Genomic DNA, 23,435 nt, shown 5'->3' with positions numbered 1-23,435 from the left:
ATTGCTCACAAACGATAGGTATATTAGTATAACATTTACTTACATTGCAATTGCAAATAAACATCAGTAAAATGTCTGCAATTATACCACCCGGCGTAAAAACTGTTGAAGGAGAAATAGCCACCTACTGGTTTAACGAAGGTATCCTGGTCTCACTTTCTAAAAGTACAAAACGAACAGTGGAAAATATTAAAAATAATGTTGCCCTGGTAAAACAAATAACCCATAACAAAAGAACTCCATTATTAATTTATCTTTCTAATTCTCCCGTGCCAGATAAAGAAACAAGAAAATTTTCAACAGAGCAATTACCTGTTATTTATTCAGCCATGGCAATGGTTTCAAAACCTGGTCTTTCAAAACTAATTATGAATATGTTGTTTAAATTTAAGCCACCACCTATTCCAGTAAAAAGTTTTACAGATGATAAAGAAGCAAAAGAGTGGCTGAAACAATACCTGTAATTAGCAAAAAAAAATTTATCACCTGTCCAATTGATCAAAACTCATTTGTTATAACTGTATAAAACAAAATATTCAATAACATTAAATTTTAAAAACAATGGACGAGTACGCATTAATCATGAGACATGAAGATGGCGGCAAAATAGCATCGCCTGAACAAATGCAGATATGGATGAAACAAACCATGGACTGGATCGGTGGCATTGCTGCACAAAATAAATTCAGCGGAGGCACTGGTTTACCTTTCGAAAATTCAAAAGTTGTATGGCACAATAATGTTGTTACCAACGGACCTTTTGGCGATATAAAAGAAACAATCGGTGGGTTCATTACCGTTAAAGCAGATTCTGTGGAAGAAGCAGTGGAGTTTGCAAAAGGCTGCCCTGTTTTACAGGGAGAGGGCAATAGCGTAGAGGTAAGAAAGATCGCCAAAAGAGATGGTGTTCACTAAAAACTGTAAAAGCCCTTGTAGATATTTTATTTTTACAGGGCTTTTTTATTTCTATGAATCAACAGGAATTAATACCGCATTTATTCAGAACAGAATTCAGGAAAATAACCGCTGTACTCTGTAAGCTTTTCGGTATTGAACATATTGAAATTGCAGAAGACCTTGCCAGTGAAACTTTTTTAACAGCCCTTGAAACATGGACCTATAAAGGAATTCCACAAAACCCAACAGCATGGCTTTATTCGGTTGCAAAAAACAAGGCAAGGAATTACATTACCCGCAATAATATTTTTGAAGGAAAGATTGCAAAGCAAATAAGATCATCCCCTTTAGAAACAGAGGAGATTGAAATTGATCTTTCTGAACAAAATATTACAGACAGCCAATTGCAAATGTTGTTTGCTATTTGTCACCCGGCTATTCCAACAGAAGCACAAATAGGTTTGGCATTGCGTATTCTTTGCGGATTTGGTATTGATGAAATTGCCAATGCTTTTTTAACTAATAAAGAAAACATCAATAAAAGATTATTCAGGGCAAGAGAAAAATTAAGAACCGAAAAAGTGGAGATCGGATTTCCTTCCAAAACTGAAATAAATAAACGGTTAGAAGCGGTACTTACAACATTGTACCTACTCTTCAGTGAAGGTTACTATTCTGAAAGCAATGATACCGTGCTGCGTGAAGATCTTTGCCAGGAGGCCATGCGATTGATTTCCCTGCTTATTGAAAATGAACAAACCAATTTGCCGAACGTAAATGCTTTGTATTCTCTAATGTGTTTTCATGCTTCGCGGTTTGAAGCAAGAAAAAATGAAAACGGCGAAATAATTTTATACCAGGACCAGGACGAAACACTTTGGAACAAAGAATTAATTACAAAAGGTATTTATCACCTGAATCTTTCATCACATGGAAATAAAATTTCAAAATATCATTTGGAAGCCAGCATTGCTTACTGGCATACTATTAAAGCAGATACAAAAGAAAAGTGGGAAGCGATACTTCAATTATACAATCAATTATTGCAGATAGAATATTCACCTGTTGCAGCGCTTAACAGAACCTTTGTACTTTCAAAAGCAAACAGTAAAAAAGAAGCGATCATTGAAGCAGAAAAATTAAACTTAACAAGCAATCATTTCTATTTTGTCTTGCTTGGTGAATTATACACCGGCGTTGATAATGTAAAAGCAAAGCAAAATTTTCAGCAGGCACTTGTACTTGCAAAAACGAACACTGATAAGCAAACCATCCAAAAGAAAATTGATAACCTTTTGCATCACTAAAAGTTGCATTAAGCACAACAGTACAAGAGTGCGACGCAAGAAAAGCTTAATAGATATTCTTTTGTTGGGTACATAAAAAAACACCACGCTTTTCAGCATGGTGCTATATAAAATAAACATGGAAACTTTATTTACCCATCTGTGCAATAACTTCTGGTGTAACACCTGTAAAACTGAAACCACCATCATGGAAAAGATTCTGCATGGTAACCATACGTGTAAGGTCGCTGAAAAGCGAGACACAATAATCAGCACATTGATCACCGGTCGCATTACCCATTGGACTCATTTTTTGTGCGTAATCTATAAATCCATCAAAACCTTTAACGCCACTGCCTGCGGTAGTTGCGGTAGGTGACTGCGACACAGTATTAACACGCACTTTTTTTCTTACGCCATAATGATAGCCGAAACTTCGTGCAACACTTTCGAGCAATGCTTTTGCATCAGCCATTTCGCTGTAATCAGGAAACACACGCTGTGCAGCAATATAAGTAAGCGCCACAACGCTGCCCCATTCGTTAATAGCATCCATGTCCCATGCCGTGCGCAATACGCGGTGCAGACTCATAGAAGAGATATCAAGTGTCTTTTGATTAAAACCATAATCGAGCTCTGTATAACTTTTGCCCTTGCGCACATTCAGGCTCATACCAATAGAATGCAATACAAAATCAACACCACCATTAAAATGTTTGGTAGCTTCTTCAAATAATTTTTTGAGATCATCCATGCTGGTAGCATCGGCGCCAACAACAGGCGCTTCTACTTTTTCAGCCAGTTTGTTGATCTCGCCCATGCGCATGGCCACAGGTGCATTGCTTAAGACGATCTGTGCGCCTTCTTCGTGACAGCGTAAAGCAGTTTTCCACGCAATGGAGCGTTCATCAAGTGCACCGAATATTATTCCTTTCTTTCCTTTTAGTAAGTTGTATGACATATCAACGGGTTTGCATTAGATAATGTGGTAAAAATAATACTATGCTCGTAGTGAAAAAAATTTAAAAAATGTGAGCATACAAATGAAGAACCAGCCAAACGAAACACACAGCACTGCAAGTGCCCACAAGATGAACAATGAAAAACTTTTGCGTGGGTTGATTTTCTTCCCGAAATATTTTGCAATAAAATAAATGGGCAGCGAAAAGAGTAATGCAGGCGTTATAGTATGTATCAATGAATCCAGGTTCATGTCACATAAATAAATCAAATGGTTGAATTATTTTGATACCAGCAGCAATTTTTTATGGCATCACCCCTTGCGTCGCAATCCTTTCATCTGCAATGCAGGTATTATACTTTTACAATTGCAGTATAAAATTTAATTCATCAGCATTTCCCTTGCATTCGCTAATGCAGCAGCAGTAGGCTTTTCACCGCTTAGCATTTGTGCAATGGTGGTAATACGTTCATCTTTTGTAAGCAACCTGATGTTCGTTTTAATAGCATCGCCTTTTATTTCCTTATACACAAAAAAATGCGCATCTGCTTTGCCTGCAATCTGCGGCTGGTGCGTTATTGCTATTACCTGCCTGCTTGATGCAAGCTGCTTCATAATAACACCAACCTGCTTGGCTGCTTCACCGGAAATGCCTGTATCTATTTCATCGAAGATCAGCGTAGGTAAGTCAATTGATTCTGCTACCAAAGATTTAATACACAGCATCAGTCTGCTTAGTTCACCACCGCTGGCAACTTTTCGCAGCGGCTCAAAACGGTTGCTTTTATTGGCGTCAAAAAGAAATTCTATATCGTCTTTTCCATATTCGTACAGCGCTGTTTCTTTCACTTCTATTTTCAATCTTGCATTGGGCATGCCTACCTGCGTAAGTAATGTGTTTACCTTTTTGCAAAGCGGTTCAGCTTGTGATGATCTTGCTTTTGAAATCTTAGCAGCCAAGTTTTCTGCCTCTTTATGCAGTTGTGCGTTTTGCTTTTCTTTTGTGGCAATATCGTTATCAATATTTAATACGGCCTGTAATTTTTCTTCCAGCGATTGTTGTATCTGCAATAATTCATTAGTAGTCTGAACCCCGTGTTTCTTCAGTAATTTATACCCGGCAGATAATTTTTCATTGATGTGGCCAATGCGTTTTTCATCATAGCTTACTGAGTTATCAATATGCTCAGCATCAGAAGCAATATCCTGTAATTCTATCTGTGTGCTTTTTAATCGCTCTATCAATGCAGCTATTTCATGATTGTATCCTGCAAATGGTTGCAACTGGTTAATGAGCTGCTTGATCAATTGTGCCACAGGTATTTCACTTTCTTTTAATTCATAATAAACTTTTGATAAAGCGCTTTTGATGGCTTCTGCATTGCTAAGCACCTGCAGTTCAGCATCAAGATCTTCGAGTTCATTTTCTTTCAGGCTAACCTCGTTTAATTCATCAAAAAGAAACTGGAAATAGTCAAGCTCTTTATTAAAATTATTTTTTTGTTGCTGCAATTGCTGTAATTCTTTAGAGACGCTTTGCCATTGGGTGTATATCTTTTTGTATTCAGCAAGCAGTTCTGCATTACCTGCAAGAGCATCTAATACTTCACGTTGAAAATCTGAATCGCCAAGTTCTAATGTGTCAAATTGCTGGTGCAGATCTACAAGCAAAGAAGCAAGTTGTTTTAACTGCTGCAATGTTGCCGGTGAATCATTAATAAATGCACGTGATTTCCCATTGGCTGCAATTTCTCTCCTTAACACCAATTCATCATCTGCATCAAATTCCTCTTCGGTCAAAAATAATTTTACCGGCTCTTTATTGTCAATCGCAAAGAATCCTTCGATAAAACACTTTTTATCTGTTTTCATCAATACAGATGTATCTGCCCGTTCTCCCAGTATAAGGTTTAACGCACCCATCAGGATGCTTTTACCGGCCCCTGTTTCTCCTGTTATAATGTTAAGCTGTTTGGAGAAATCAATTTCTATCTCATCTATTATCGCGTAGTTCTGTATGTGCAGTTTTTGAAGCATAAGAGTAATGTGCTGATGTGCAAATTAGAAAATGTGCTGATGTACCGGCGTATCAATTTTCTAATGTTAATAAATAATGATACTGCTATCAAATTTGAAGATCATGTGCCTTCACACCTGGCAATACCAGCTTTAGCTTTTTGATCGAGGGAGTCTTTGTAATCATGATCTTTCATATCCATACACTGCGTATAAAATTTTATAGCGGCATCTTTCTTACCTTGTCGTTCATATATCCATCCTATTTGCAAGGCAGCCCTTGCTGCATAATATTCCGTTCTGTTTTGTCCTAACTTTATTGCAAACAGATACATTTTTACAGCTTCGCTGTCACGGCCAATGTCATCGTAAATGCGGCCAACGCGATAAGCAAATTCCAGTTTCTCTTCAGGCTTTTCAAAATTATTAGAACTCTTTCCATTTAATAAACCCAGTGCTTCTGTATTATAACCACCGTCATTCAACAACCTCACTTTCAGCAATAAAAGATTGGGCCAGCCTGCTTCTTTAGCATCTTTAGAAGCCTGCTTATCTGCATCTGTCATTTGGCTTCCTTTTTCTAAAACCTGTTTTCTTGCATTTTCAGCAGCAGCTACATTTCCCTGCAGGTAATAGCACCAGCTTAATTTCTCATACGCATCTTTTACATAGAATTTCCCTTTGAACTTATTAAAGAAGCGCTGGAAATACTGAATAGCTTCCGCTGTTTCAAGATGATGCATCTTTACGTAAGCCATTTCAAAATCCCAGACAGCTATGTTTAAATATTCAGGTGACTGATTCCGGTTGAGGATTACATTTTTTGCGTATTCAGTCTTTTTGTTATTGATGGCAAGGTTGGCTGCCATATATGCCAGCAGGTGGTTGTTAACTACATCCAGCTTTCGCTGGCTAATAAATTGAAATACTTCTTCCTGCTGATTTTGCACATAAAACAGAATATAACAATAATAAAAACTTGCTTCATTAAAAAATAGTTTTGCCATTGCATCATTGCTGTTCAAAAATTGTTGCATCAATGCCATGCCATCTTTTATAGAACCCTTTATACCAAAGATGCTGGCCAGCCATTTATAACCGGGCGGTATGGTGCCCGCAGCTACCTGCATCGGACCATAGATCATATTGTTTAACTGGAAAGCAGGATAATCTTTTTTATTTTCTTTTATAAGGCTAAATGCTTTTCTGAAACTCCATCCTGCAGACCATTGCCTGCCAAATTTTATTTCTACACAAGCCTTTTGCATATAAACTACGGTGCGACAATAATTATAAAATGGAGAAGTTTCCGGGCCTTCTTCTATCTTTTCTAATCGCTCAGCAAAATGTTCAAAACGCTTATCATATTCACTTTGATCTTCATTAAAAAACAACACATAAAAATCAATATAACTTTCCAGCATTTCGGGAATAAGGTTATCTGGATTTTCCTTTCTTGCCTGCTGCAGCAATTGCTCGCCTGCATTAAGTTTCAGGCTACTGATCTGTTGGTAGGCAAGTTGACAGGTTGTGCTGAAATCAAAAACTTTTTCTGCTTTTACGGAAATGAAAGAAAAGAAAGACAAAACTGAAAGAAATAAATATTTTCTGAACACAACTGCATTTTGCCGAATAGCATTGTTACCGCACAAGTGTGCGACGCAACGAAAGCGATATAGTAGTAATGCTGTCCGGCTCATAATATGCTTCAAAGGTATTTCCATAGATTGCCCGAAAATAAAAAAGGATGCCGAATACAGCATCCTTTTTAAAAGGTTTATTACGCTTTAACGTTATTTTACTTCTGTGGTATTATTCAATTCGTCGTCTACAAGTATGCGTCCGCAGTTCTCGCAGATCATTACTTTTTTGCGCTGGCGAATTTCGCTCTGGCGCTGTGGCGGAATAGCGTTGAAGCAACCACCGCAGGCATCTCTTACTACAGGCACCACGGCAAGTCCGTTGCGGTAGCTTCTGCGGATACGATCGTAAGAATACAACAGGCGTTCGTCGGTACTTTTACGGGCGCCGTCTGCAATATCCAGGAAATGTTTTTCTTCTTTTTCTGTTTCCGCAATGATCTTGTCAAGCTCGCCTTTTTTATGAGCAAGTGTAGCTTCTCTTGAAGCAATCTGTTTTTTAACTACTTCAAGTGCCTTTGCCTTATCTGCAAGTTCTTCGTTGGCATCCCGAATGTGTTTATCAGCCAGCTTGCCTTCCAGGGTTTGCATTTCTATCTCTTTGTTGATAGCTTCAAACTCGCGGCTGTTCTTTACTGCTTCGCTTTGCTTTTCGTATTTTTTTACCAGCGCTTCAGATTCTTTTATAGCAAGTTTCTTTTGCTCAATAAATTCTGAAATACCGTTGATCTCTTCTTCAACACGGGTTCTGCGGGCATTAAGACCCTGCAGTTCATCTTCAAGATCGCTAACCTCCATCGGAAGTTCGCCTTTCAAAACTTTGATCTCATCTAATTTAGAATCGATCTTCTGCAACCTTACGAGGGCTGAGAGTTTTTCTTCAACAGAGTAATCTTTAACTGCTGCCATATTTTTATGTACGATTTTAGATATTCGATACCGGCTTTTGTGCTTCGTGTCATCGCCTGTTGCGTCGCAATCACTTTATCGTTCTGTTCAATGGTCATCCTCTACAACCTGAATTCACTTTCACATTTCACCTTTCACTGCTCACTTATAATAATTAACCGGGTTTGTCTTCACTTCCGTTTTAAGGACGGCAAAGGTAGGGAATTTAGCTTTTAAAATATCAAACAACAAGTCAATGGTAAACTGCTCACTTTCCCAGTGACCAATATCGGCAATTACCAGCCTGCCGTCGGCATCAAAAAACTCGTGATATTTTACATCTGCTGTAATGTAAATATCTGCTCCTGAAGCAATTGCCCTAGCTGTAAGAAAGCTACCCGCCCCGCCGCAAAGGGCCACCTTTTTTATTTTTTTGGCCAATAACGGCGTATGTCTTATTACCGAAAGTCCAAATGCAGTCTTGATTTGCGCAAGGAAAGTGCTCTCTTCTACCCACTCGGGAAGTTCTCCAACAAGTCCGCTGCCCACCTGCTGAAATTCATTTGCCAGTGCCACCACATCGTAAGCCACTTCTTCGTAAGGATGTGCTTTTATCATGGCAGACACTATCTTATGCTGTAAATAAGCCGGGAAAATTGTCTCTATTTTAACTTCTCTTTCATGATGTTGTATGCCCACTTTGCCTACAAAAGGGTCCGTACCATCACCAGCTTTAAATGTGCCCGTACCTTCTGCATTAAAACTGCATTCGCTGTAATTACCAATATTTCCGCCACCTGATTCAAAAATTGCTGTCCTTACTTTTGCTGCATGTTCTGTTGGCACAAAAGTGAACAGCTTCATTAACTGGTTTGATTTAGGCGCAAGAATTTCCTTATTGATTAAACCCAGTTTATCAGCCATTTTATCATTTACACCATTTATGACATTATCGAGATTGGTATGAATAGCATAAATAGCAATATCATTTTTGATGGCAGTAATTACAGTTTTCTCCACATAATTCTTTCCTGTAATTTTTTTTAGCCCGCCAAAGATGATAGGATGGTGTGACACAACGAGATTGCAGCCTTTACTTTTTGCTTCGAGTATTACATCTTCTGTTGCATCAAGGGAACATATAATGCCGGTGCAATCCCATCCGGCGTTACCGGTGAGCAGGCCTGCATTATCGTAAGATTCCTGGTAAGATGGTGGCGCTGTTTGTTCGAGTAACTGAATTACTTCTGCAATCTTCATGATTGCAAGTTAAGAAATGTGTTGCCATAAAAAACTTCACGTACAAGTGTGCGACGCAACAGACGAAGCCATGAAAAACTACAGCCCGGTACATAAACATTCTCTATCAAAGTCAGGCAAGCGACAATAATATTTTATGCAATGTTTTCTCTTTGCACAAATAGTTTAGAGCATGGACAACGGTGAAAAGGTTATTTGCCCTTTGTGCAGTGATGCAGTAGATAAATTGCTGTACCGTTTTCATATTGACAGTGAACGCAGCGTGCTTGAAAAAATAAAAATGCAAAATCCATCATGGACATTAAATGATGGTTTATGTGGAAGATGTGTTGATTATTATCACACAGCAATTGTAATGGAGCAACGCATATTGCCGGAAATTGGCCCGCATTTTCCTATAAAAAGCGCCGATGATTTTGTGATCTTGCCTACACCATTGCGTGTGCACGCACATCCACGTTATACAGGAAAAGGGGTAACGATCTGCTTTATTGATAGTGGTTTTTGTGCGCATCCTGATTTAGTTGCAACAAGAAACAGGATAAAACTGATGCTTGATATTACTACAGGAGAACTTATTGACTCTACAACTATTGATGCATCATCTGCATGGCATGGAACAATGACCACTGTTGTATGTGCTGGTAATGGTTACTTAAGCAATGGATTATATAAAGGCATTGCATGTGATGCAGAATTGGTGCTGTTGAAAGTACAGGATGTAAACGGCAAAATAACTACAGAAAATTTAGTAAAAGCATTGCAATGGGTACATGATCATCACAAAGCATATAATATACGTATCGTAAATATTTCTTTGGGCGATGATGAAACAGGTTCTTATAAAGAAAGTAAAGTTGATCTGCTTGCTGAAGCATTGATAGAAAAAGGGATAACTATAATTGCGGCTGTTGGTAATGATGAAAACGGAAAGATTCATCCGCCTGCAAATTCTTTACATGTAATAGCCATTGGCGGCATTGATGATGGCAATGAACTTAATAATAATATCAAAGCTTATCATTCAAATTATGGTGCTACGGCTGATGCATTCATGAAACCTGAACTCGTGGCCCATGCTATCTGGATAGCAGCGCCTATACTGCCTGGCACAAAAGAACATACAGAAGCAACATCACTATACTGCAGCATTAGTGAATACAAAGACATTGAAGTAATTGCCCGTATACAACAGGCAAAATATATTTCAGCCAATTATATGCATGTTGACGGAACTTCATTTGCAACACCGATAGTAACTGCAGTAGCAGCACAACTACTGGAAGCAAACCCGTCGCTCACGCCAAAATCTATAAGACAAATACTATTTAGTACTGCAAAAAGATATGAGAGCATATTACCTGAAAGACAGGGCTATGGTATAATACAGCCACGCAAAGCAATTTTAAAAGTTGTAAAAAAGGCGCAGGTCATGAGACCACAAACTTCACCACTCATCGATCGCAAAAAGAACAGCATTGAATTTTATATACAGCATGATTGCGCAGAACAGATATCGCTGGCAGGTTCTTTTAATAATTGGGCTCCGGATGTATTGTTGCTTGAACCTTCACAGAATGGCATATGGAAAATTGAAATACCTTTATTAGCAGAAGGAAGATATGCCTATAAATTTTTAATAAATGAAGAACTTTGGATGGAAGATGTAGAGAATCCTTATCGCGAACCCGATGGCTTTAATGGTTTCAACAGTCTGTTGTTTATTCAAAACTAAATACATGCTTATCACATTCATATCGATCATATTTATCGCAACGGCAATTTATCTTGCGGCAGGCATATTATTTACCATTATTTTCCAGGCAAAAGGTTTATCAAAAATTGATGAAGGTGTACATGGCAGCAGTTGGGCTTTTAAAATTATTATTATTCCGGGCTGCATTGTGTTCTGGCCGGTGTTGTTGAGAAAATGGATTAGAAGTAAATAAGGTATATATAGTTTATAAAGTATTAAAACTTGTGAGCCTGGCCGAAGAATAACTATTAAACATCCGTTGCGTCGCACACTTGTACTGTAACAATTCTATTGAGAAAGCATCATGATCAAACCACTTCGTAAACGGCATTTACAAATATGGACTGCGTTAGCAGTCTTAATACCTATTGGCATTATTTCTGCCTGGCTTTCTATTCCAACAGCGGCAAAAGATAAATTGCTGCAACCTGCATCAGCTAAGGCTTTGCCAGTAGTACTGCTAGCGGCAGAGAAAGATGATTATACTGTGCGCATCAGAAGTTATAGCGATACTTCGCAATTACAATTAGAGTGGATCAATAAAAAAACTTTGACTCATCCAACAGCAACAATCTACAAAATTCAAACAGGTGTAAAAGATATACACAACGGCATATTAGTTGGAAGAATAGAAGCAAGAGGAAATTATTATTTCAAACTTGATTCTACTCTCAAACCTGTCAACGCTTCAACTTATCAACTTTTACTATATGATTTTATTCACAAACAGGTAATTGATACAATAAATTTTTAAAAAATGGGTGCATCATATTCAGCAGTAGGTTGGAACAGGCAGAAAAAAATTTATGACTGGATCATTTTCAGTTTTTGTGTTGTGTACCTGGCAACATTTATTGTACTTACTGCAATCTTTAATCCTGATTATACTTTCGAAACTGTATTAATTCGTTCTACCTCTACGCTTGCGGTTTTGATATTACATGTTATATTAAGCATCGGGCCATTGACAAGATTAAATAAAAAATTCTTCCCTTTATTATATAATCGTCGTCATCTTGGTGTTACTATGTTTTGTATTATATTGGTGCATGGTGCATTTGGTATTCTGCAATTTCATTCATTGGGTAATGTAAATCCGTTTGTATCATTATTTACTTCCAATACACATTATGATTCCATAGCAGATTTTCCTTTCCAGGCTCTTGGGTTTTTTGCTTTGATCATTTTCTTTTTAATGGCCATAACCAGTCATGATTTCTGGTTGCATAACCTTTCACCAAAGATTTGGAAAACGCTGCACATGTTTGTTTACCTGGCCTATTTTCTTGTAGTAATGCATGTGATGCTTGGTGTTATTCAGTATGAAACAAATCCGGTATTTATTATCATCATGATCATTGGCGCAATAACCTTGATATCGCTGCATCTCGTTGCAGGCCTAAAGGAAGCTAGAAAAGATAAGATAAACTACAATTTAAAAGAGGAAGGATTTGTATTTGTTTGTGGGGTAACCGAAATTGAAGAAAGCCGTGCAAAGATATTTTGTATTGATAAAGAAAGAATCGCTGTATACAAACATGAAGACAAATTATACGCGATACATAATGTGTGCAAACACCAGGGCGGGCCTTTGGGAGAAGGCAAGATTATTGATGGCTGCATAACTTGTCCCTGGCACGGTTATCAATATTTACCACAGAACGGGCAATCACCGCCGCCATTTAAAGAAATGGTGAATACCTATGATGTAAAAGTGAAAGACAACAAAGTTTGGCTAAATCCTATGCCATATGCAGAAGGAACGGAAAGACCCGGAGCGAATATTAGATAAAAGTTATACTGTACAAGAGTGCGACGCAACACAAGTTTAATAGATATTCAAGAGTTGGGCTCAAAAAAATAATTGATCACAATGCAAAACGATGAATTTTATATAGGTTGGATGCAGGAAGCGCCAAAAAGTTTTTCTGCATGGATAAAGAAATATTTATTCGTGCTTCTGACAATAATTATTATGTTAGGGGTTTTACTCGCTTTATCGCAAAAAAAATTTGACAGCGGCAATTTTGAATTTGGAAAGCTTACAGAAGTAAAAGGAATTTATTTCAGCAAGCCCGTACCTGTTATTAAAGTGATTGATGGAAAAGACATTTGGGGAAATGAAAATTATATAACTGTTCCGCTGATAGGCTTTGGCAAGCATGGTGCAGACGGTGTAATTGCTGACATTGAAAAAGAAAAAAATATTTCACTCGAAGCAAAAGAAGTTACGTTGAAAGGAACGTTATTGTATAATGATGGGAAATTATTGATGCAGATTGATGCCAATGATGAGCCACTTATAAGTGTTGCAGATGCTGCCATAAATATTGCTGATCTGCAAAAAATCAAACAGCTTGGAACAACGGATATTAAAGGAGAGATCGTTGATCCTAAATGTTTTTTTGGTGTTATGAAACCCGGCGAAGGCAAGCCGCATAAGGATTGTGCGATACGTTGTATTCTTGGCGGTATTCCACCGGTATTGAAAGTAACGAATGAAGAAGGGCGACAAAACTATTATTTGATCGTTGGGGCCGATGGAGAAAAAATGAATGACATGGTGCAGGATTATGTTGCTGCGCCTGTAACCATACACGCAAATGCAGTTGAATATGGTGATTGGATCGTTTTGTATGTTCAGCAAAATGGTTTGCAACATTATTCTTATATACAGGAACATTATAATTCCGCTTATGTTGCCTGCTCAGCAAATTGTTTAAAATAATTTTGCATACACATTATGTTGAAATGTTTTGTAAACTGCACGCTAAATCATTTTGCTGACTATGTTAAATAACAAAATCAAAATACTGGGTATATCCGGAAGTCTTCGTACAAATTCTTCTGCAACATCTGTTCTTAAACAAACAGCTTCGCTCCTACCCGCTAATACAGTTCTTCAATTGTATGAGGAGCTAGGGCGATTGCCGCATTTCGATGATAGTCTTGAAGTTCCTGCTGAAGTAATTCATTTCAGGCAATTGGTTGCGGAAGCCGATGGTGTATTGATCTGTACACCTGAATATGCTTTTGGTGTGCCGGGTTCTCTAAAGAATGCGTTGGATTGGACAGTTGGTTCCGGTGAATTTGTACACAAGCCCGTTGCTGTAATTACAGCTGCATCTGTAGGTAAGAATGCACATGCATCGCTCTTGTTAACACTTTCTGCTATTACTGCTAATGTGGCCGAAGATGCAAAATTGCTGATCCCATTCATCCGCGCAAAACTGAATAAAAAAGGGGAGATCAATGATCCTGCTTTGCTTGCTGATATGCAGCGTGTAGTTAATGCTTTTGTATCGTCTATTGAAAAGTGAAATAACTGGTGCCTGCTATGAGAGAGATAGTTTTAAAAAACAATTCAATCGTAAACATAAGACTGCTGAATAAAGATGATGCAGAACCACTCTTTCAATATCTTGAAAGCCTTTCTGCTGAAAGCCGCTCCAGGTTTGGTCCGCACGCATTTGACAGGGAAACAGTGACTAATATTTGTAATAACCTGGATCATGACGATGGGCAGCGATTTATAGCTGTTGCCAATAATCGTATAGTTGCTTATATGCTTACAAAGAGAGGTATGCTCGATGCGGATGCTGAAAGATATGCACAGCATAATTTGTTCTTTGATGCAGCAACAACAATAACCTATGCGCCTTCTGTTGCAGATGATTTTCAAAATACAGGGTTGGGTACAAAAATGTTTACTGAGATCTTACAGCAGTTAAAGCAGCAAAGTTGTAAAACAATTATTCTTTGGGGCGGTGTGCAGGCCTCCAATGCAAGGGCAGTTCATTTTTATGAAAAACATGGTTTTGAACCCAAAGGTAATTTCTGGTTTGATGAAAAAGATAATATTGATATGCTGCTGAATATATAATTGTCTTAGCTTCCTGCCCATTGGTCATCGCCTGTTGTGTCACTCACTTGTACTTTTAAACTTTGAGCGGCAAGCGGTGAGCTCAGGGTTATTTGCTCATAGTTATTCTTACGTACAAGAGTGCGACGCAAGAATGCTTTATACAACTACAATAGCCGGGAGCCAAAAAATTATATTCACTGCTTACTGCCGGGCCCGTTAAGACTACCAAAACAAACTTCACTACTTTTGCGGCAATGCAACAGAAAAAATATTCTTTAGAAAAGATACTTGCCGGACTAAATATTGATGCGCTTAACAAAATGCAATTGGCTGCTTTGGCTGCAACTGAGAAGCATGATAACGTGATATTGCTTGCTGATACAGGCTCAGGCAAGACACTCGCTTTTTTACTTCCTATACTTCAGTTGTTAGAAGCCGATAATAAAAAAACACAGGCCATGATCATTGTGCCATCAAGAGAACTGGCATTGCAGGTAGAACAGGTATTTAAAAAAATGAGCACGGGTTTTAAAATAACCTGCTGCTATGGCGGGCATTTAAGAGAAACTGAAGAAAATAATTTAGTGCAACCGCCTGCAGTAATCGTAGGAACACCTGGCAGAATTGCAGATCATATCCGCCGCGAAAATATTACTACAGATAGCATCGAAATATTGGTGCTTGACGAGTTTGATAAATCTCTGGAAGCAGGATTTGAAGAAGAGATGTCGTTCATCATTGGTTCATTGCCATCATTGAAAAAAAGAATACTTACATCTGCTACGGAAGCAGTGTATATACCTGATTTTATTGGCTTACAGGAGCCTACAAAGCTTAATTATTTATCCGGCGAAATAACAAATGGGCTCGCTATTCAAACCGTAAAAAGCGATGATAAAGATAAAATAGACACACTGTTTAATTTGATCTGTTATCTTGGAAACCGCTCTGCTGTTGTGTTTTGCAATCACCGGGAATCTGTAGAACGCACCAGCAATATGTTGAAAGAAAAAGGTATTGTAAATGTATTTTATCATGGCGCGATGGAGCAACAGGAAAGAGACAGTGCGTTGTGTAAATTCAGGAATGGAACTTCGAATGTATTGGTTACAACAGACCTTGCTTCAAGAGGACTTGATATTCCCAACATACGTTATATCATTCACTATCACATGCCGGCTTCAGAAGATATTTTCACGCACCGCAATGGAAGAACGGCACGGATGGATGCAAGCGGCACTGCAATACTTATTTTATCGCCCGAAGAAAAATTGCCACCTTACATTACTACAAACGTTACAGAAATAAAGTTGCCTGCAGAAGCAGTGTTGCCAGAAAAACCAAAGTGGTCAACTATATTTATTGCCGCTGGTAAAAAAGATAAAGTAAATAAAATTGATATCGTTGGTTTTTTAACTAATAAAGGGCAACTGAAAAAAGAAGATATTGGTTTGATTGAAGTAAAAGATTTTTTCTCATTTGTAGCTGTAAGAAAAGTAAAAATGGCGCACACACTGCAACTGATCAAAAACGAAAAAATAAAAAACAAGAAAGTAAAGATCGATATTGCCAGGTAATACTTTTTTTTGAGCCAGGCATTTGAATCCTTATCAGACCTACGTTGCTTCGCACTCTTGTACTGTTACTTATAAATTCAGCAGGAACTACTTATTCAATAATCTTCTGTGATAATTTATTTGCCCAAGATGATAATCCAAATGTCCATAAAGGTGAATAAGAAAACTTTCTGTTGTCATTTCATAACCAAAAACATTTATAGGATAAATACTTTTTATAGTATCATCGTTTAGTTTTGGCAACGTACTCATCACCGCTTCTTTTGTTTCTTCAATACTCTGCAGCAATTGCTCCTTAGAAACATCTTTATCTGAAAATTCTTTGTCGCGTTGTCTTTCGTAAGGAATATTGCCCAACACTTTACCAACAAAATGTTTTAGGTTACCTACAAGGTGTAAACTTAAATTACCTGCACTGTTTAAAATGCCATCCTGTATTTTCCAGAGATCAGTTTCATTGGTATAAGCAGCTATTTCCTGTTTCAATTTATTAAGGTCCCTTTCAAAAAGTGGCAAAAGTGTTTGTTGTAACATAAAAAAATTGATTGACGTTATAATTGAATCATTAAAGATAAAGATGTATAAAATTCGCGACTCTCCGTTTGTAAAAATTGTTTAGTATATAACAAAGCGTTCAGGAGTGCGACGCAAGAAAAGCTGCATTGCATATTGCAGATGGGCTTACAAATAAATTACAACTTCCAGGTATGAACAAAGTTTGCAAAATTTGGAATAATATCCAGCATTGCATGAATGGCCATAATGAGATAAAGGTTTTTTGTTTTGCTCCAGATGATACCAATAAAAATACCGCCTACAGACATTGTGCAAACAGTGTAAGCAGCCCAAAAAGCAAAAGGTAATGATTCAGTAATGCCTTCTGTTTCGCCAAACCCGCGCAGGTAAAGCCCCGGCGCATGCGCAAGGCCAAAAATCAAGCCGCTGATAAGAATGCCGCCTGCATTGGATTTTAGCAATGCACTCATTCTTGATTGCAACAAACCACGAAAGAAAAATTCTTCCACCAGGCCAACTTCGAGAAAAAGCCAAATGAACAACAGTGGAAATCCTGCAAGCATTTGTGCAAAAGAAAAATTGCCCTCACGAAAATGTTTGCCGCCATTGCTCATGAAATATTGAAACGCCAGTACGATCACCGAGATTACACAAAAGGTTATCAGGCTCTTCTTTGAAAAGATATTTTTAATGGGCGCTTCCAAACCAAAATCAGTTAAGGAAAATCCTGCAAGCCTGTATAATAAGAGTGGCACCATTACAAACACCAATAATTTTCTTGCAAGAATAACAAATGCATAAGCCCGGTCATTTTGCAGGATAGAAGCTGGTACTAAATGGTCAACAAAACTGCTGCCATATGTTATATAAAGTATTATCCAAAATATTAGTGCGAACAGAAGCCATGCTTCATTTTTAAAAGGATGTTTATCAATTCCACTATTGCTGATATTTTTTGTAAGCAACCAGGCTACAAGCGAAAAGCCGATACCAAATGAAAATAATCCTGTTAAAATATCTTCAACAGGATTCTGAAAAACTACCACTAAAACCAATGCAGCAATTATGTAAATAAATATATAAGCACTGATATAAATTTTGTCTTTACGCATCAACTTATCAGGCATTGTTGTAAACCTTATATACCGGCTCTCTTATTACAGAACCTTTTTCACTACAGATAAATTCAAGTATATCCGCAAGCTGCTCCGGTTTTACCCAATCAGCAGGATTTACATCAGGCATACTTTTTCTGTTTATCGCTGTATCAATAGTGCTGGGCACCACAACAGAAGCAACTACATTAGTGCCTTTGTTTTCTTCATTGATAAACTCTGCAAGTTTGAAGAGCAGTGATTTGGTTAATGCGTAAGCCACCAGAGCCTTGCCCTGTGCAGGATTAATAGCAGGCCTTGCGCCAATAAACACTAATCTCCCATATCCATTTTCCTGCATATGCTTATGTAAGGGCTGTGCTACGAAATATGCTGTTTCAAAATTCAACGAGAATTGTTTTAGTATGTCTGCGCCATTTGTATCGTTTACAGTCCCCATGGCAAAACCGCCAACAAGCATCAATGCAGCATCTATCTTTCCATGCCTTGTTACAGTTGACTTTATAAATTCTGCAGTCTTTTCTTCATTGGTAAGATCAATGGAATGAAATTCAAAATTAGTATTGTTTAATGCAAACTCAAGATGATCATCTTTTCCATCAATAGCAACAACTATATATCCCTCATCTAAAAACTTTTTTGCAGTGGCAACACCAAGGTTTCCGTTAGCACCTGTTATAATAACTGTCTTCATGGCTTTATTTTGTATGGAAGTTAAGACATCTTTTATTTAAATTTTACTGCCAGCAAAACCTGCCACCAGTTTCTACTCTTATCTTATACAAACTACTGTGGGCTGTCAAATATAAAGTCTTGCCATCTTCATCACCCCACGCCATATTAGCTGCACGCTCCGGTGTTGTTATCTTTCCTAATAATTTTCCTTCAGCAGATAATATCCAAACACCACCTGGCGCACTTACAAAAAGATTTCCTTCTTTATCCACTTTCATGCCATCAAGCGCTTCATCATCTTCTGTTAAGTTCCAGTCGAAAAATATTTTGCCATTCTTTAAACTTCCATCTTGTTGTACTTCATAACGCCATAATGTTTTGGTGTGATGTATATCACGTATATCCCAGTTTGTAACGTACAAATATTTTTCATCAGGTGAGAATGCAATACCGTTTGGTCCGCCAAGATCTTTTGATACAACATTAAGCTTTCCATCCTTTATCATAAACACTCCTGAATAATCTAACTCTTTTCTTGCATCATTGAAGAATTTCGGTAAGCCATAAGGCGGATCTGTAAAGTAAATTGTGCCATCACTTTTCAAAACAATATCATTCGGACTATTAAATCTCTTACCATCAATCTTATCCGCTAAAACTGTTAATGGTCCTTTCTTTTCATAACGCACTACTCTCCTGTTTCCATGTTGGTCAACAATCAATCTTCCTTCTTTGTCAATTGCCAAACCATTACTTCCCGGCTGACCATACTCACCAATATCTGCACCCGTATAACCGCTATGACTCATATAAACAGTTACATTATTATTCTTTGGGTTGTAACGATAAATTGTATTCGTGTTAGGATCACTAAACAATAAATATCCATCGGGGTGCCACACAGGCCCTTCCGTAAACTGAAATCCATCTGCAACTTTATCAATCGTAGCATCTTTAGAAATGATATGATTCAATTGTTCATCAATCACAGAAATTTTTCCAACATTTTTCCATGCTGCGTTCGATGGCAAGCCGTCTTTATAAAAATCAACAACCGCATTTCTTACCCATATATAATTATCTGGTATCATTCCCAACGGGCCATTAATCCCAAGTATTGCAATCGAAAAATGATCACCAGGTTTTGCATTATCAGTAAGTATAACCCTGTTGCGGGTATTGTATCCACTGATCACACCGTTCCCACTCTGACCAAATCCATGCATCTGTTTTCCATTCACCCAAATCTCGCTGTAATCATCAACTGTAATTTCAAACACTGCAGTGCTGCCTGCAGTATTCAATTTTCCAATCGTTGCAGGAATCGTCAATTCTGTTTTAAACCACACGGTTGAAACAAGTCCCATGCCTTCACGCATTTCAAGATCAATTGGTTTTATTGCAATAAAATTTTTATCAAAATCTGCAGCGCTAATCTGCGGATGAATGGTATGTGTTGAGATCGTCATTCCTGTAGGATACAGCAGCAGCGGGTCTTTTGATGATGGTCCCGGAGATTTGAAACTCGTTTCCTGTATGTGCGCTGGTTGCACAAACCATTTCGCATCTACTAATGCGGCACCCTCTGTTGTCTTCAAATCTGCAATTGCAGTTGGTTTTTCAACTGTTAATTGGCGTGTTTCCTGCGCCATTGCAAACGCACTTATCAAAAGCGATGGAAACAACATTCGCATTTTTATGTTTGTAAATTTTTCCATGTTGAATTTTTTGTTTGTCAGAAGATGTTCTTCGTGGCATCGCCTGTTGTGTCACTCACTTGTACCAAAGAGCCACGAGCGGCGAGCTATGAGCTTCGAGCTTTTTTCTTTGCTCGCAGCCAAAAGGTCATAGCTATTTTTCAGTACAAGTGTGCGACGCAACAAATGTTTAATGCTTATTCAAAAACATGGCACATAAAATTTCTTCCGCACTTTTTGACTTTGGAATTTTTACTTTTACTTTAATCAATACTTACTTTAGCACCGGCATTAGCCATGTCTTCATCCTGTTGCGCACTTGTACTACCGCTAACACCTACCGCACCTACAACCTGACCATCAACAATGATTGGAACACCACCTTGTAAAAATGTATGACCAACAGTAATGAGCGCATCTCTGCCACCATTGATTGCATTCTCCAGTTTTGAGGAAGGCGCTTTGAAAAGCGCAGCAGTATTGGCTTTTTTGATTGCCACTTCACTGGCAGCAGCGAAAGTATTATCCAGTCTTTCGAGGTAAACAAGATTACCGCCGTTATCAACAACAGCGATTGCACCACCGGGAGCATTGTTTGCTTTTGCATATTTCACTGCTTCTGCAACAACTTTTTTTGCGGCATCAAGTGAAATATTTTTTGTTGCAATTGTTTGTGCAGAACATACTGAAGCAATACCGATTGCAAGAACAATGAAGAAAAATATTTTTATCATATAAATGTTTTGAGTCTTTTATTATTTAGCGTCTGTAGTCGCTGGTTTTGCAGGAGCATCAAATTTTACTTTTTTACCTGCATGTTTCCTTATTTGGCCAGGCCAGTAACCATCTGCTTTTGCAGTGTTGCCTTTTGCGTCTTTGTTGAACTGATCATACGCATCCTGTGTGTGCTGCAAAATCAAACGACCATCAACAATCTGCCAGATGTTCGGATCAATTGGGCGAAGTTTATTTAGACTCATCGCATAACCGCAGAAGGCACCATATTGTGGAGCAAACATTTCAGGATGATCTTTAAACATTGAAGCATGTGCTTCTGATGCAAACCAATAGGTAGCACCATTATAACGTGCAGAATATTTTGGATCGCCTTTGGTTGGTTTCATATCTGTGAAGTAGGCAACGGCATCATAACCCTGGAGTGTTACTCCATCAGGGTCGGTGTTATTTAAAAATGCTTTCTCGGCATCTGTTTTAATTTGTTTGCCACCACCAGCTGTAACCTCTGGCCAGTATTTATCTGCGAGTGAAAGATTGCCTTGTACATCTTTATTCCAGCCGTCAACAGCACGTTGATTGTGTTGTATAACAAGCCGATTGTTTACAATAGAGAACGTGTTTACATCAATTGGTGCAACCCGGCCGAGTGATACTGCATAAGCACACCAGCCACCAAATTGTGGTTTGTATTTTTCCGGGTTTGCTTTGAACATATCAAGATGTTCCTGTGATGCGAAATAATAAACAGCATCATCATAATTGTATTGAAATTTTGCATCTCCTTTCACAGGTTTGTCATCTGTAAAGAAAGCAACGGCATCATAACCATCAATAATAACACCATCGGCATTGAGGTTATTGAAATATTTTCCTTCATATTTCTGTGCGTTAGTAAAAGATGGCAACGCAACCAACATCAAAATAAAAGCAGAGATTGCTTTTATGTTCATCATGATCTTTTTCATTTTTATAATTCTTTTATTTACGATACAAAAGAACTATGAATGTGAAAAGTGGGCTGTCGGTTGGATTACAGTTTAAAAAGATTTGCAGGAGTATATTTTAGAAAGATTGTTTTCTGCCGAATAAAATTGTACTTGTACAAGAGTGCGACGCAAGTAAAAATGATGTATATACAAAAGCTTGCATCAAAAAAATATCACCTGAAGGTTCACTTACAAACATTTTGTCCGGTATCGAACATTTTTAAAAATAGAAAACACACTAATACATTCGTTAGCAATCATTTAGGTTTGGCACTTCTATTGAAACATATTTGGCCAAAATAGGTTTCATGGACATCAGTATAGAAACTCAGGTAAGCGGAAAAAAAAGAAAGAAAGCAGTTACAATCATTGTTGTCATTGCTATTGCTATTATTGCCTTAATCCTGCTACTACGTTCCACTTTACAATCATCTATCACAAAAAAAGAATTTACTACTGCCGTTGTTGAAATGGGTAGCATAGAAAACACTGTTAATGCATCGGGTGAAGTATTGCCTGAATTTGAAGAGATCATTACTAGCCCCATCAATGCTTCAATAAAAAATGTAGTGATGGATGCAGGCACCAATGTAAAAGCTGGTGAATCTATTTTAACGCTTGATAAATCTGCCACCCAAACTGAATTAGAGAAACTGAAATTTGAACTGGAAGTAAAACGCAATAATATTCATAAACTAAAACTTGAACTGGATAAAAGCTTTTACGACATCAAATCAAACAACGACATCAAGCAACTACGTATAAATAGCCTGGAAGCAGATGTTGAAAATGCAAAACGTTTGTATAAAGCCGGTGGCGGGACACAGGAAGATATTGAGAAAGCTGAACTGGATCTGAAAGTTGCAAAACTGGAAAAACAACAACTGGAAAATGAGATCAAAAGCAAACAACAAACCATGCAGGTGGAAATGCGTGAATCTGAAATTGATGCTGCAATAAAAGAGAATGATTTGAAAGAGTTGCAACGCAAACTTGATCTCGCCAATATTGTTACGAGCCGCGCTGGTGTAATTACATGGATCAATAAAAATATCGGCGCTTCCGTAACTGAAGGCGAAGCACTGGCAAGGATCGCAGATCTTTCTGGTTTTAAAGTTTCCGGCAGCGTTTCAGATAATTTCATGAGTGATCTGCACATAGGTATGGCAGCAATTATACGTGTTGGTGAGTCTCAGATGCGTGGGACCGTAAGTAATATTTATCCATCAGTACAAAATAACATTGTAACATTTGATATACGGCTTGATGAACAAAACAATAAGCTGCTGCGCCCTAATTTAAAAGTGGATGTTTATCTGGTTACAGCTGCAAAAAATAATATAATGCGTGTAACTAATGGTCCCGGCTTCCAGGGGGCTTCTTCACAGAACATATTTGTGGTACATGATGGAAAAGCTGAAAGAAGAAGTGTGCATATTGGCATGACCAATTTTGATTTTGTAGAGATCAAAGACAATGTAAAACCGGGCGATGTGATCATTACTTCAGATATGAGCAAGTTTAAAAATGTACGGGAAATAACGATCAGGAATTAAGACAGA

The 23,435-nt window shown here is 37.9% G+C and carries 23 protein-coding genes; 12 read left to right on the top strand and 11 right to left on the bottom strand.

Annotated elements, in window-relative coordinates; translation table 11 throughout:
- The first annotated feature begins 71 nt into the window (after positions 1–71).
- From FRZ67_RS17170 to FRZ67_RS17160, 3 genes are all read left to right on the top strand, one after another.
- Positions 72–464: a DUF7793 family protein gene (locus FRZ67_RS17170; RefSeq protein WP_147191518.1), complete on the top strand. Its 393-nt coding sequence runs from the start codon at positions 72–74 to the stop codon at positions 462–464.
- A 97-nt stretch (positions 465–561) separates the two neighbouring features.
- The gene (locus tag FRZ67_RS17165; protein WP_147191516.1) at positions 562–915 is read left to right on the top strand and encodes a YciI family protein; all 354 of its coding nucleotides are present in this window, start codon (positions 562–564) and stop codon (positions 913–915) included.
- Positions 916–968: 53 nt separating this feature from the next.
- Positions 969–2,204 (top strand): RNA polymerase sigma factor, encoded by a 1,236-nt coding sequence (locus FRZ67_RS17160; RefSeq protein ID WP_147191513.1) that lies wholly within the window; start codon positions 969–971, stop codon positions 2,202–2,204.
- 127 nt (positions 2,205–2,331) lie between these two features.
- Here FRZ67_RS17160 and FRZ67_RS17155 read toward each other — a convergent pair whose 3' ends face one another.
- The 5 genes from FRZ67_RS17155 to FRZ67_RS17135 all read right to left on the bottom strand — a co-directional run bounded on the left by FRZ67_RS17155 (position 2,332) and on the right by FRZ67_RS17135 (position 8,948).
- Entirely contained in the window at positions 2,332–3,144 is an 813-nt protein-coding gene (locus FRZ67_RS17155) for an enoyl-ACP reductase FabI (protein WP_147191511.1), read from the bottom strand.
- A gap of 381 nt (positions 3,145–3,525) precedes the next feature.
- Positions 3,526–5,181: a DNA repair protein RecN gene (gene recN / locus FRZ67_RS17150; RefSeq protein ID WP_147191508.1), complete on the bottom strand. Its 1,656-nt coding sequence runs from the start codon at positions 5,179–5,181 to the stop codon at positions 3,526–3,528.
- Positions 5,182–5,282: 101 nt separating this feature from the next.
- A complete protein-coding gene (locus FRZ67_RS17145) occupies positions 5,283–6,776 on the bottom strand; it encodes a tetratricopeptide repeat protein (RefSeq protein WP_225975379.1) in 1,494 nt (497 codons plus the stop codon).
- A gap of 177 nt (positions 6,777–6,953) precedes the next feature.
- Positions 6,954–7,709 (bottom strand): zinc ribbon domain-containing protein, encoded by a 756-nt coding sequence (locus FRZ67_RS17140; protein WP_147191503.1) that lies wholly within the window; start codon positions 7,707–7,709, stop codon positions 6,954–6,956.
- A gap of 141 nt (positions 7,710–7,850) precedes the next feature.
- On the bottom strand, positions 7,851–8,948 hold the full coding sequence (locus FRZ67_RS17135) for a Nif3-like dinuclear metal center hexameric protein (protein ID WP_147191500.1): 1,098 nt from the start codon (positions 8,946–8,948) through the stop codon (positions 7,851–7,853).
- A 172-nt stretch (positions 8,949–9,120) separates the two neighbouring features.
- Here FRZ67_RS17135 and FRZ67_RS17130 point away from each other — a divergent pair, with 172 nt between their 5' ends.
- The 8 genes from FRZ67_RS17130 (at position 9,121) to FRZ67_RS17095 (ending at position 16,146) form a co-directional block, all read left to right on the top strand.
- Entirely contained in the window at positions 9,121–10,683 is a 1,563-nt protein-coding gene (locus FRZ67_RS17130; RefSeq protein WP_147191498.1) for a S8 family serine peptidase, read from the top strand.
- 4 nt (positions 10,684–10,687) lie between these two features.
- The gene (locus tag FRZ67_RS17125; RefSeq protein WP_147191496.1) at positions 10,688–10,897 is read left to right on the top strand and encodes a hypothetical protein; all 210 of its coding nucleotides are present in this window, start codon (positions 10,688–10,690) and stop codon (positions 10,895–10,897) included.
- A gap of 111 nt (positions 10,898–11,008) precedes the next feature.
- On the top strand, positions 11,009–11,458 hold the full coding sequence (locus tag FRZ67_RS17120) for a hypothetical protein (protein ID WP_147191494.1): 450 nt from the start codon (positions 11,009–11,011) through the stop codon (positions 11,456–11,458).
- Between the two features lie 3 nt (positions 11,459–11,461).
- Positions 11,462–12,496, top strand: coding sequence for a Rieske 2Fe-2S domain-containing protein (locus FRZ67_RS17115; RefSeq protein ID WP_147191492.1), 1,035 nt, complete (start codon positions 11,462–11,464; stop codon positions 12,494–12,496).
- Positions 12,497–12,577: 81 nt separating this feature from the next.
- Positions 12,578–13,432, top strand: a complete 855-nt coding sequence (locus tag FRZ67_RS17110) for a hypothetical protein (protein ID WP_147191490.1) — start codon at positions 12,578–12,580, stop codon at positions 13,430–13,432.
- Positions 13,433–13,493: 61 nt separating this feature from the next.
- Positions 13,494–14,024 carry an NADPH-dependent FMN reductase gene (locus FRZ67_RS17105; protein ID WP_147191488.1) on the top strand — a complete coding sequence of 177 codons (531 nt, stop codon included), beginning with the start codon at positions 13,494–13,496 and terminating at the stop codon, positions 14,022–14,024.
- Positions 14,025–14,041: 17 nt separating this feature from the next.
- Positions 14,042–14,587 carry a GNAT family N-acetyltransferase gene (locus FRZ67_RS17100; protein ID WP_147191486.1) on the top strand — a complete coding sequence of 182 codons (546 nt, stop codon included), beginning with the start codon at positions 14,042–14,044 and terminating at the stop codon, positions 14,585–14,587.
- Between the two features lie 236 nt (positions 14,588–14,823).
- A complete protein-coding gene (locus FRZ67_RS17095) occupies positions 14,824–16,146 on the top strand; it encodes a DEAD/DEAH box helicase (protein WP_147191484.1) in 1,323 nt (440 codons plus the stop codon).
- Between the two features lie 87 nt (positions 16,147–16,233).
- On the opposite strand, the gene FRZ67_RS17090 is transcribed toward FRZ67_RS17095, so the two are convergent.
- The 6 genes from FRZ67_RS17090 to FRZ67_RS17065 all read right to left on the bottom strand — a co-directional run bounded on the left by FRZ67_RS17090 (position 16,234) and on the right by FRZ67_RS17065 (position 21,852).
- Positions 16,234–16,680: a DinB family protein gene (locus FRZ67_RS17090; RefSeq protein ID WP_147191482.1), complete on the bottom strand. Its 447-nt coding sequence runs from the start codon at positions 16,678–16,680 to the stop codon at positions 16,234–16,236.
- A 158-nt stretch (positions 16,681–16,838) separates the two neighbouring features.
- Positions 16,839–17,789 carry a CPBP family intramembrane glutamic endopeptidase gene (locus FRZ67_RS17085; protein ID WP_147191480.1) on the bottom strand — a complete coding sequence of 317 codons (951 nt, stop codon included), beginning with the start codon at positions 17,787–17,789 and terminating at the stop codon, positions 16,839–16,841.
- Positions 17,782–18,471, bottom strand: a complete 690-nt coding sequence (locus tag FRZ67_RS17080; RefSeq protein WP_147191478.1) for an SDR family NAD(P)-dependent oxidoreductase — start codon at positions 18,469–18,471, stop codon at positions 17,782–17,784. The genes FRZ67_RS17085 and FRZ67_RS17080 overlap by 8 nt, the downstream gene beginning before the upstream one ends.
- Before the next feature lie 43 nt (positions 18,472–18,514).
- Positions 18,515–20,170 carry an SMP-30/gluconolactonase/LRE family protein gene (locus FRZ67_RS17075; protein WP_225975378.1) on the bottom strand — a complete coding sequence of 552 codons (1,656 nt, stop codon included), beginning with the start codon at positions 20,168–20,170 and terminating at the stop codon, positions 18,515–18,517.
- Positions 20,171–20,412: 242 nt separating this feature from the next.
- Positions 20,413–20,883, bottom strand: a complete 471-nt coding sequence (locus tag FRZ67_RS17070; RefSeq protein WP_147191476.1) for a GlcG/HbpS family heme-binding protein — start codon at positions 20,881–20,883, stop codon at positions 20,413–20,415.
- A gap of 21 nt (positions 20,884–20,904) precedes the next feature.
- Positions 20,905–21,852: a YHS domain-containing (seleno)protein gene (locus FRZ67_RS17065; RefSeq protein ID WP_147191474.1), complete on the bottom strand. Its 948-nt coding sequence runs from the start codon at positions 21,850–21,852 to the stop codon at positions 20,905–20,907.
- Positions 21,853–22,181: 329 nt separating this feature from the next.
- On the opposite strand from FRZ67_RS17065, the gene FRZ67_RS17060 reads away from it, so the two are divergent.
- Positions 22,182–23,429, top strand: a complete 1,248-nt coding sequence (locus tag FRZ67_RS17060; protein WP_147191472.1) for an efflux RND transporter periplasmic adaptor subunit — start codon at positions 22,182–22,184, stop codon at positions 23,427–23,429.
- Positions 23,430–23,435 lie beyond the last annotated feature (6 nt).

Source organism: Panacibacter ginsenosidivorans (genome assembly GCF_007971225.1).
GTDB lineage: Bacteria > Bacteroidota > Bacteroidia > Chitinophagales > Chitinophagaceae > Panacibacter > Panacibacter ginsenosidivorans.
This window is presented reverse-complemented; position numbering and strand designations above follow the sequence as displayed.

Coding starts and splice junctions, on each gene's coding strand:
- FRZ67_RS17170 (WP_147191518.1), top strand. CDS start 72: ATGTCTGCAATTATACCACCCGGCGTAAAAACTGTTGAAGGAGAAATA.
- FRZ67_RS17165 (WP_147191516.1), top strand. CDS start 562: ATGGACGAGTACGCATTAATCATGAGACATGAAGATGGCGGCAAAATA.
- FRZ67_RS17160 (WP_147191513.1), top strand. CDS start 969: ATGAATCAACAGGAATTAATACCGCATTTATTCAGAACAGAATTCAGG.
- FRZ67_RS17155 (WP_147191511.1), bottom strand. CDS start 3,144: ATGTCATACAACTTACTAAAAGGAAAGAAAGGAATAATATTCGGTGCA.
- recN (WP_147191508.1), bottom strand. CDS start 5,181: ATGCTTCAAAAACTGCACATACAGAACTACGCGATAATAGATGAGATA.
- FRZ67_RS17140 (WP_147191503.1), bottom strand. CDS start 7,709: ATGGCAGCAGTTAAAGATTACTCTGTTGAAGAAAAACTCTCAGCCCTC.
- FRZ67_RS17135 (WP_147191500.1), bottom strand. CDS start 8,948: ATGAAGATTGCAGAAGTAATTCAGTTACTCGAACAAACAGCGCCACCA.
- FRZ67_RS17130 (WP_147191498.1), top strand. CDS start 9,121: ATGGACAACGGTGAAAAGGTTATTTGCCCTTTGTGCAGTGATGCAGTA.
- FRZ67_RS17125 (WP_147191496.1), top strand. CDS start 10,688: ATGCTTATCACATTCATATCGATCATATTTATCGCAACGGCAATTTAT.
- FRZ67_RS17120 (WP_147191494.1), top strand. CDS start 11,009: ATGATCAAACCACTTCGTAAACGGCATTTACAAATATGGACTGCGTTA.
- FRZ67_RS17115 (WP_147191492.1), top strand. CDS start 11,462: ATGGGTGCATCATATTCAGCAGTAGGTTGGAACAGGCAGAAAAAAATT.
- FRZ67_RS17110 (WP_147191490.1), top strand. CDS start 12,578: ATGCAAAACGATGAATTTTATATAGGTTGGATGCAGGAAGCGCCAAAA.
- FRZ67_RS17105 (WP_147191488.1), top strand. CDS start 13,494: ATGTTAAATAACAAAATCAAAATACTGGGTATATCCGGAAGTCTTCGT.
- FRZ67_RS17100 (WP_147191486.1), top strand. CDS start 14,042: ATGAGAGAGATAGTTTTAAAAAACAATTCAATCGTAAACATAAGACTG.
- FRZ67_RS17095 (WP_147191484.1), top strand. CDS start 14,824: ATGCAACAGAAAAAATATTCTTTAGAAAAGATACTTGCCGGACTAAAT.
- FRZ67_RS17090 (WP_147191482.1), bottom strand. CDS start 16,680: ATGTTACAACAAACACTTTTGCCACTTTTTGAAAGGGACCTTAATAAA.
- FRZ67_RS17085 (WP_147191480.1), bottom strand. CDS start 17,789: ATGCCTGATAAGTTGATGCGTAAAGACAAAATTTATATCAGTGCTTAT.
- FRZ67_RS17080 (WP_147191478.1), bottom strand. CDS start 18,471: ATGAAGACAGTTATTATAACAGGTGCTAACGGAAACCTTGGTGTTGCC.
- FRZ67_RS17075 (WP_225975378.1), bottom strand. CDS start 20,170: ATGGAAAAATTTACAAACATAAAAATGCGAATGTTGTTTCCATCGCTT.
- FRZ67_RS17070 (WP_147191476.1), bottom strand. CDS start 20,883: ATGATAAAAATATTTTTCTTCATTGTTCTTGCAATCGGTATTGCTTCA.
- FRZ67_RS17065 (WP_147191474.1), bottom strand. CDS start 21,852: ATGAAAAAGATCATGATGAACATAAAAGCAATCTCTGCTTTTATTTTG.
- FRZ67_RS17060 (WP_147191472.1), top strand. CDS start 22,182: ATGGACATCAGTATAGAAACTCAGGTAAGCGGAAAAAAAAGAAAGAAA.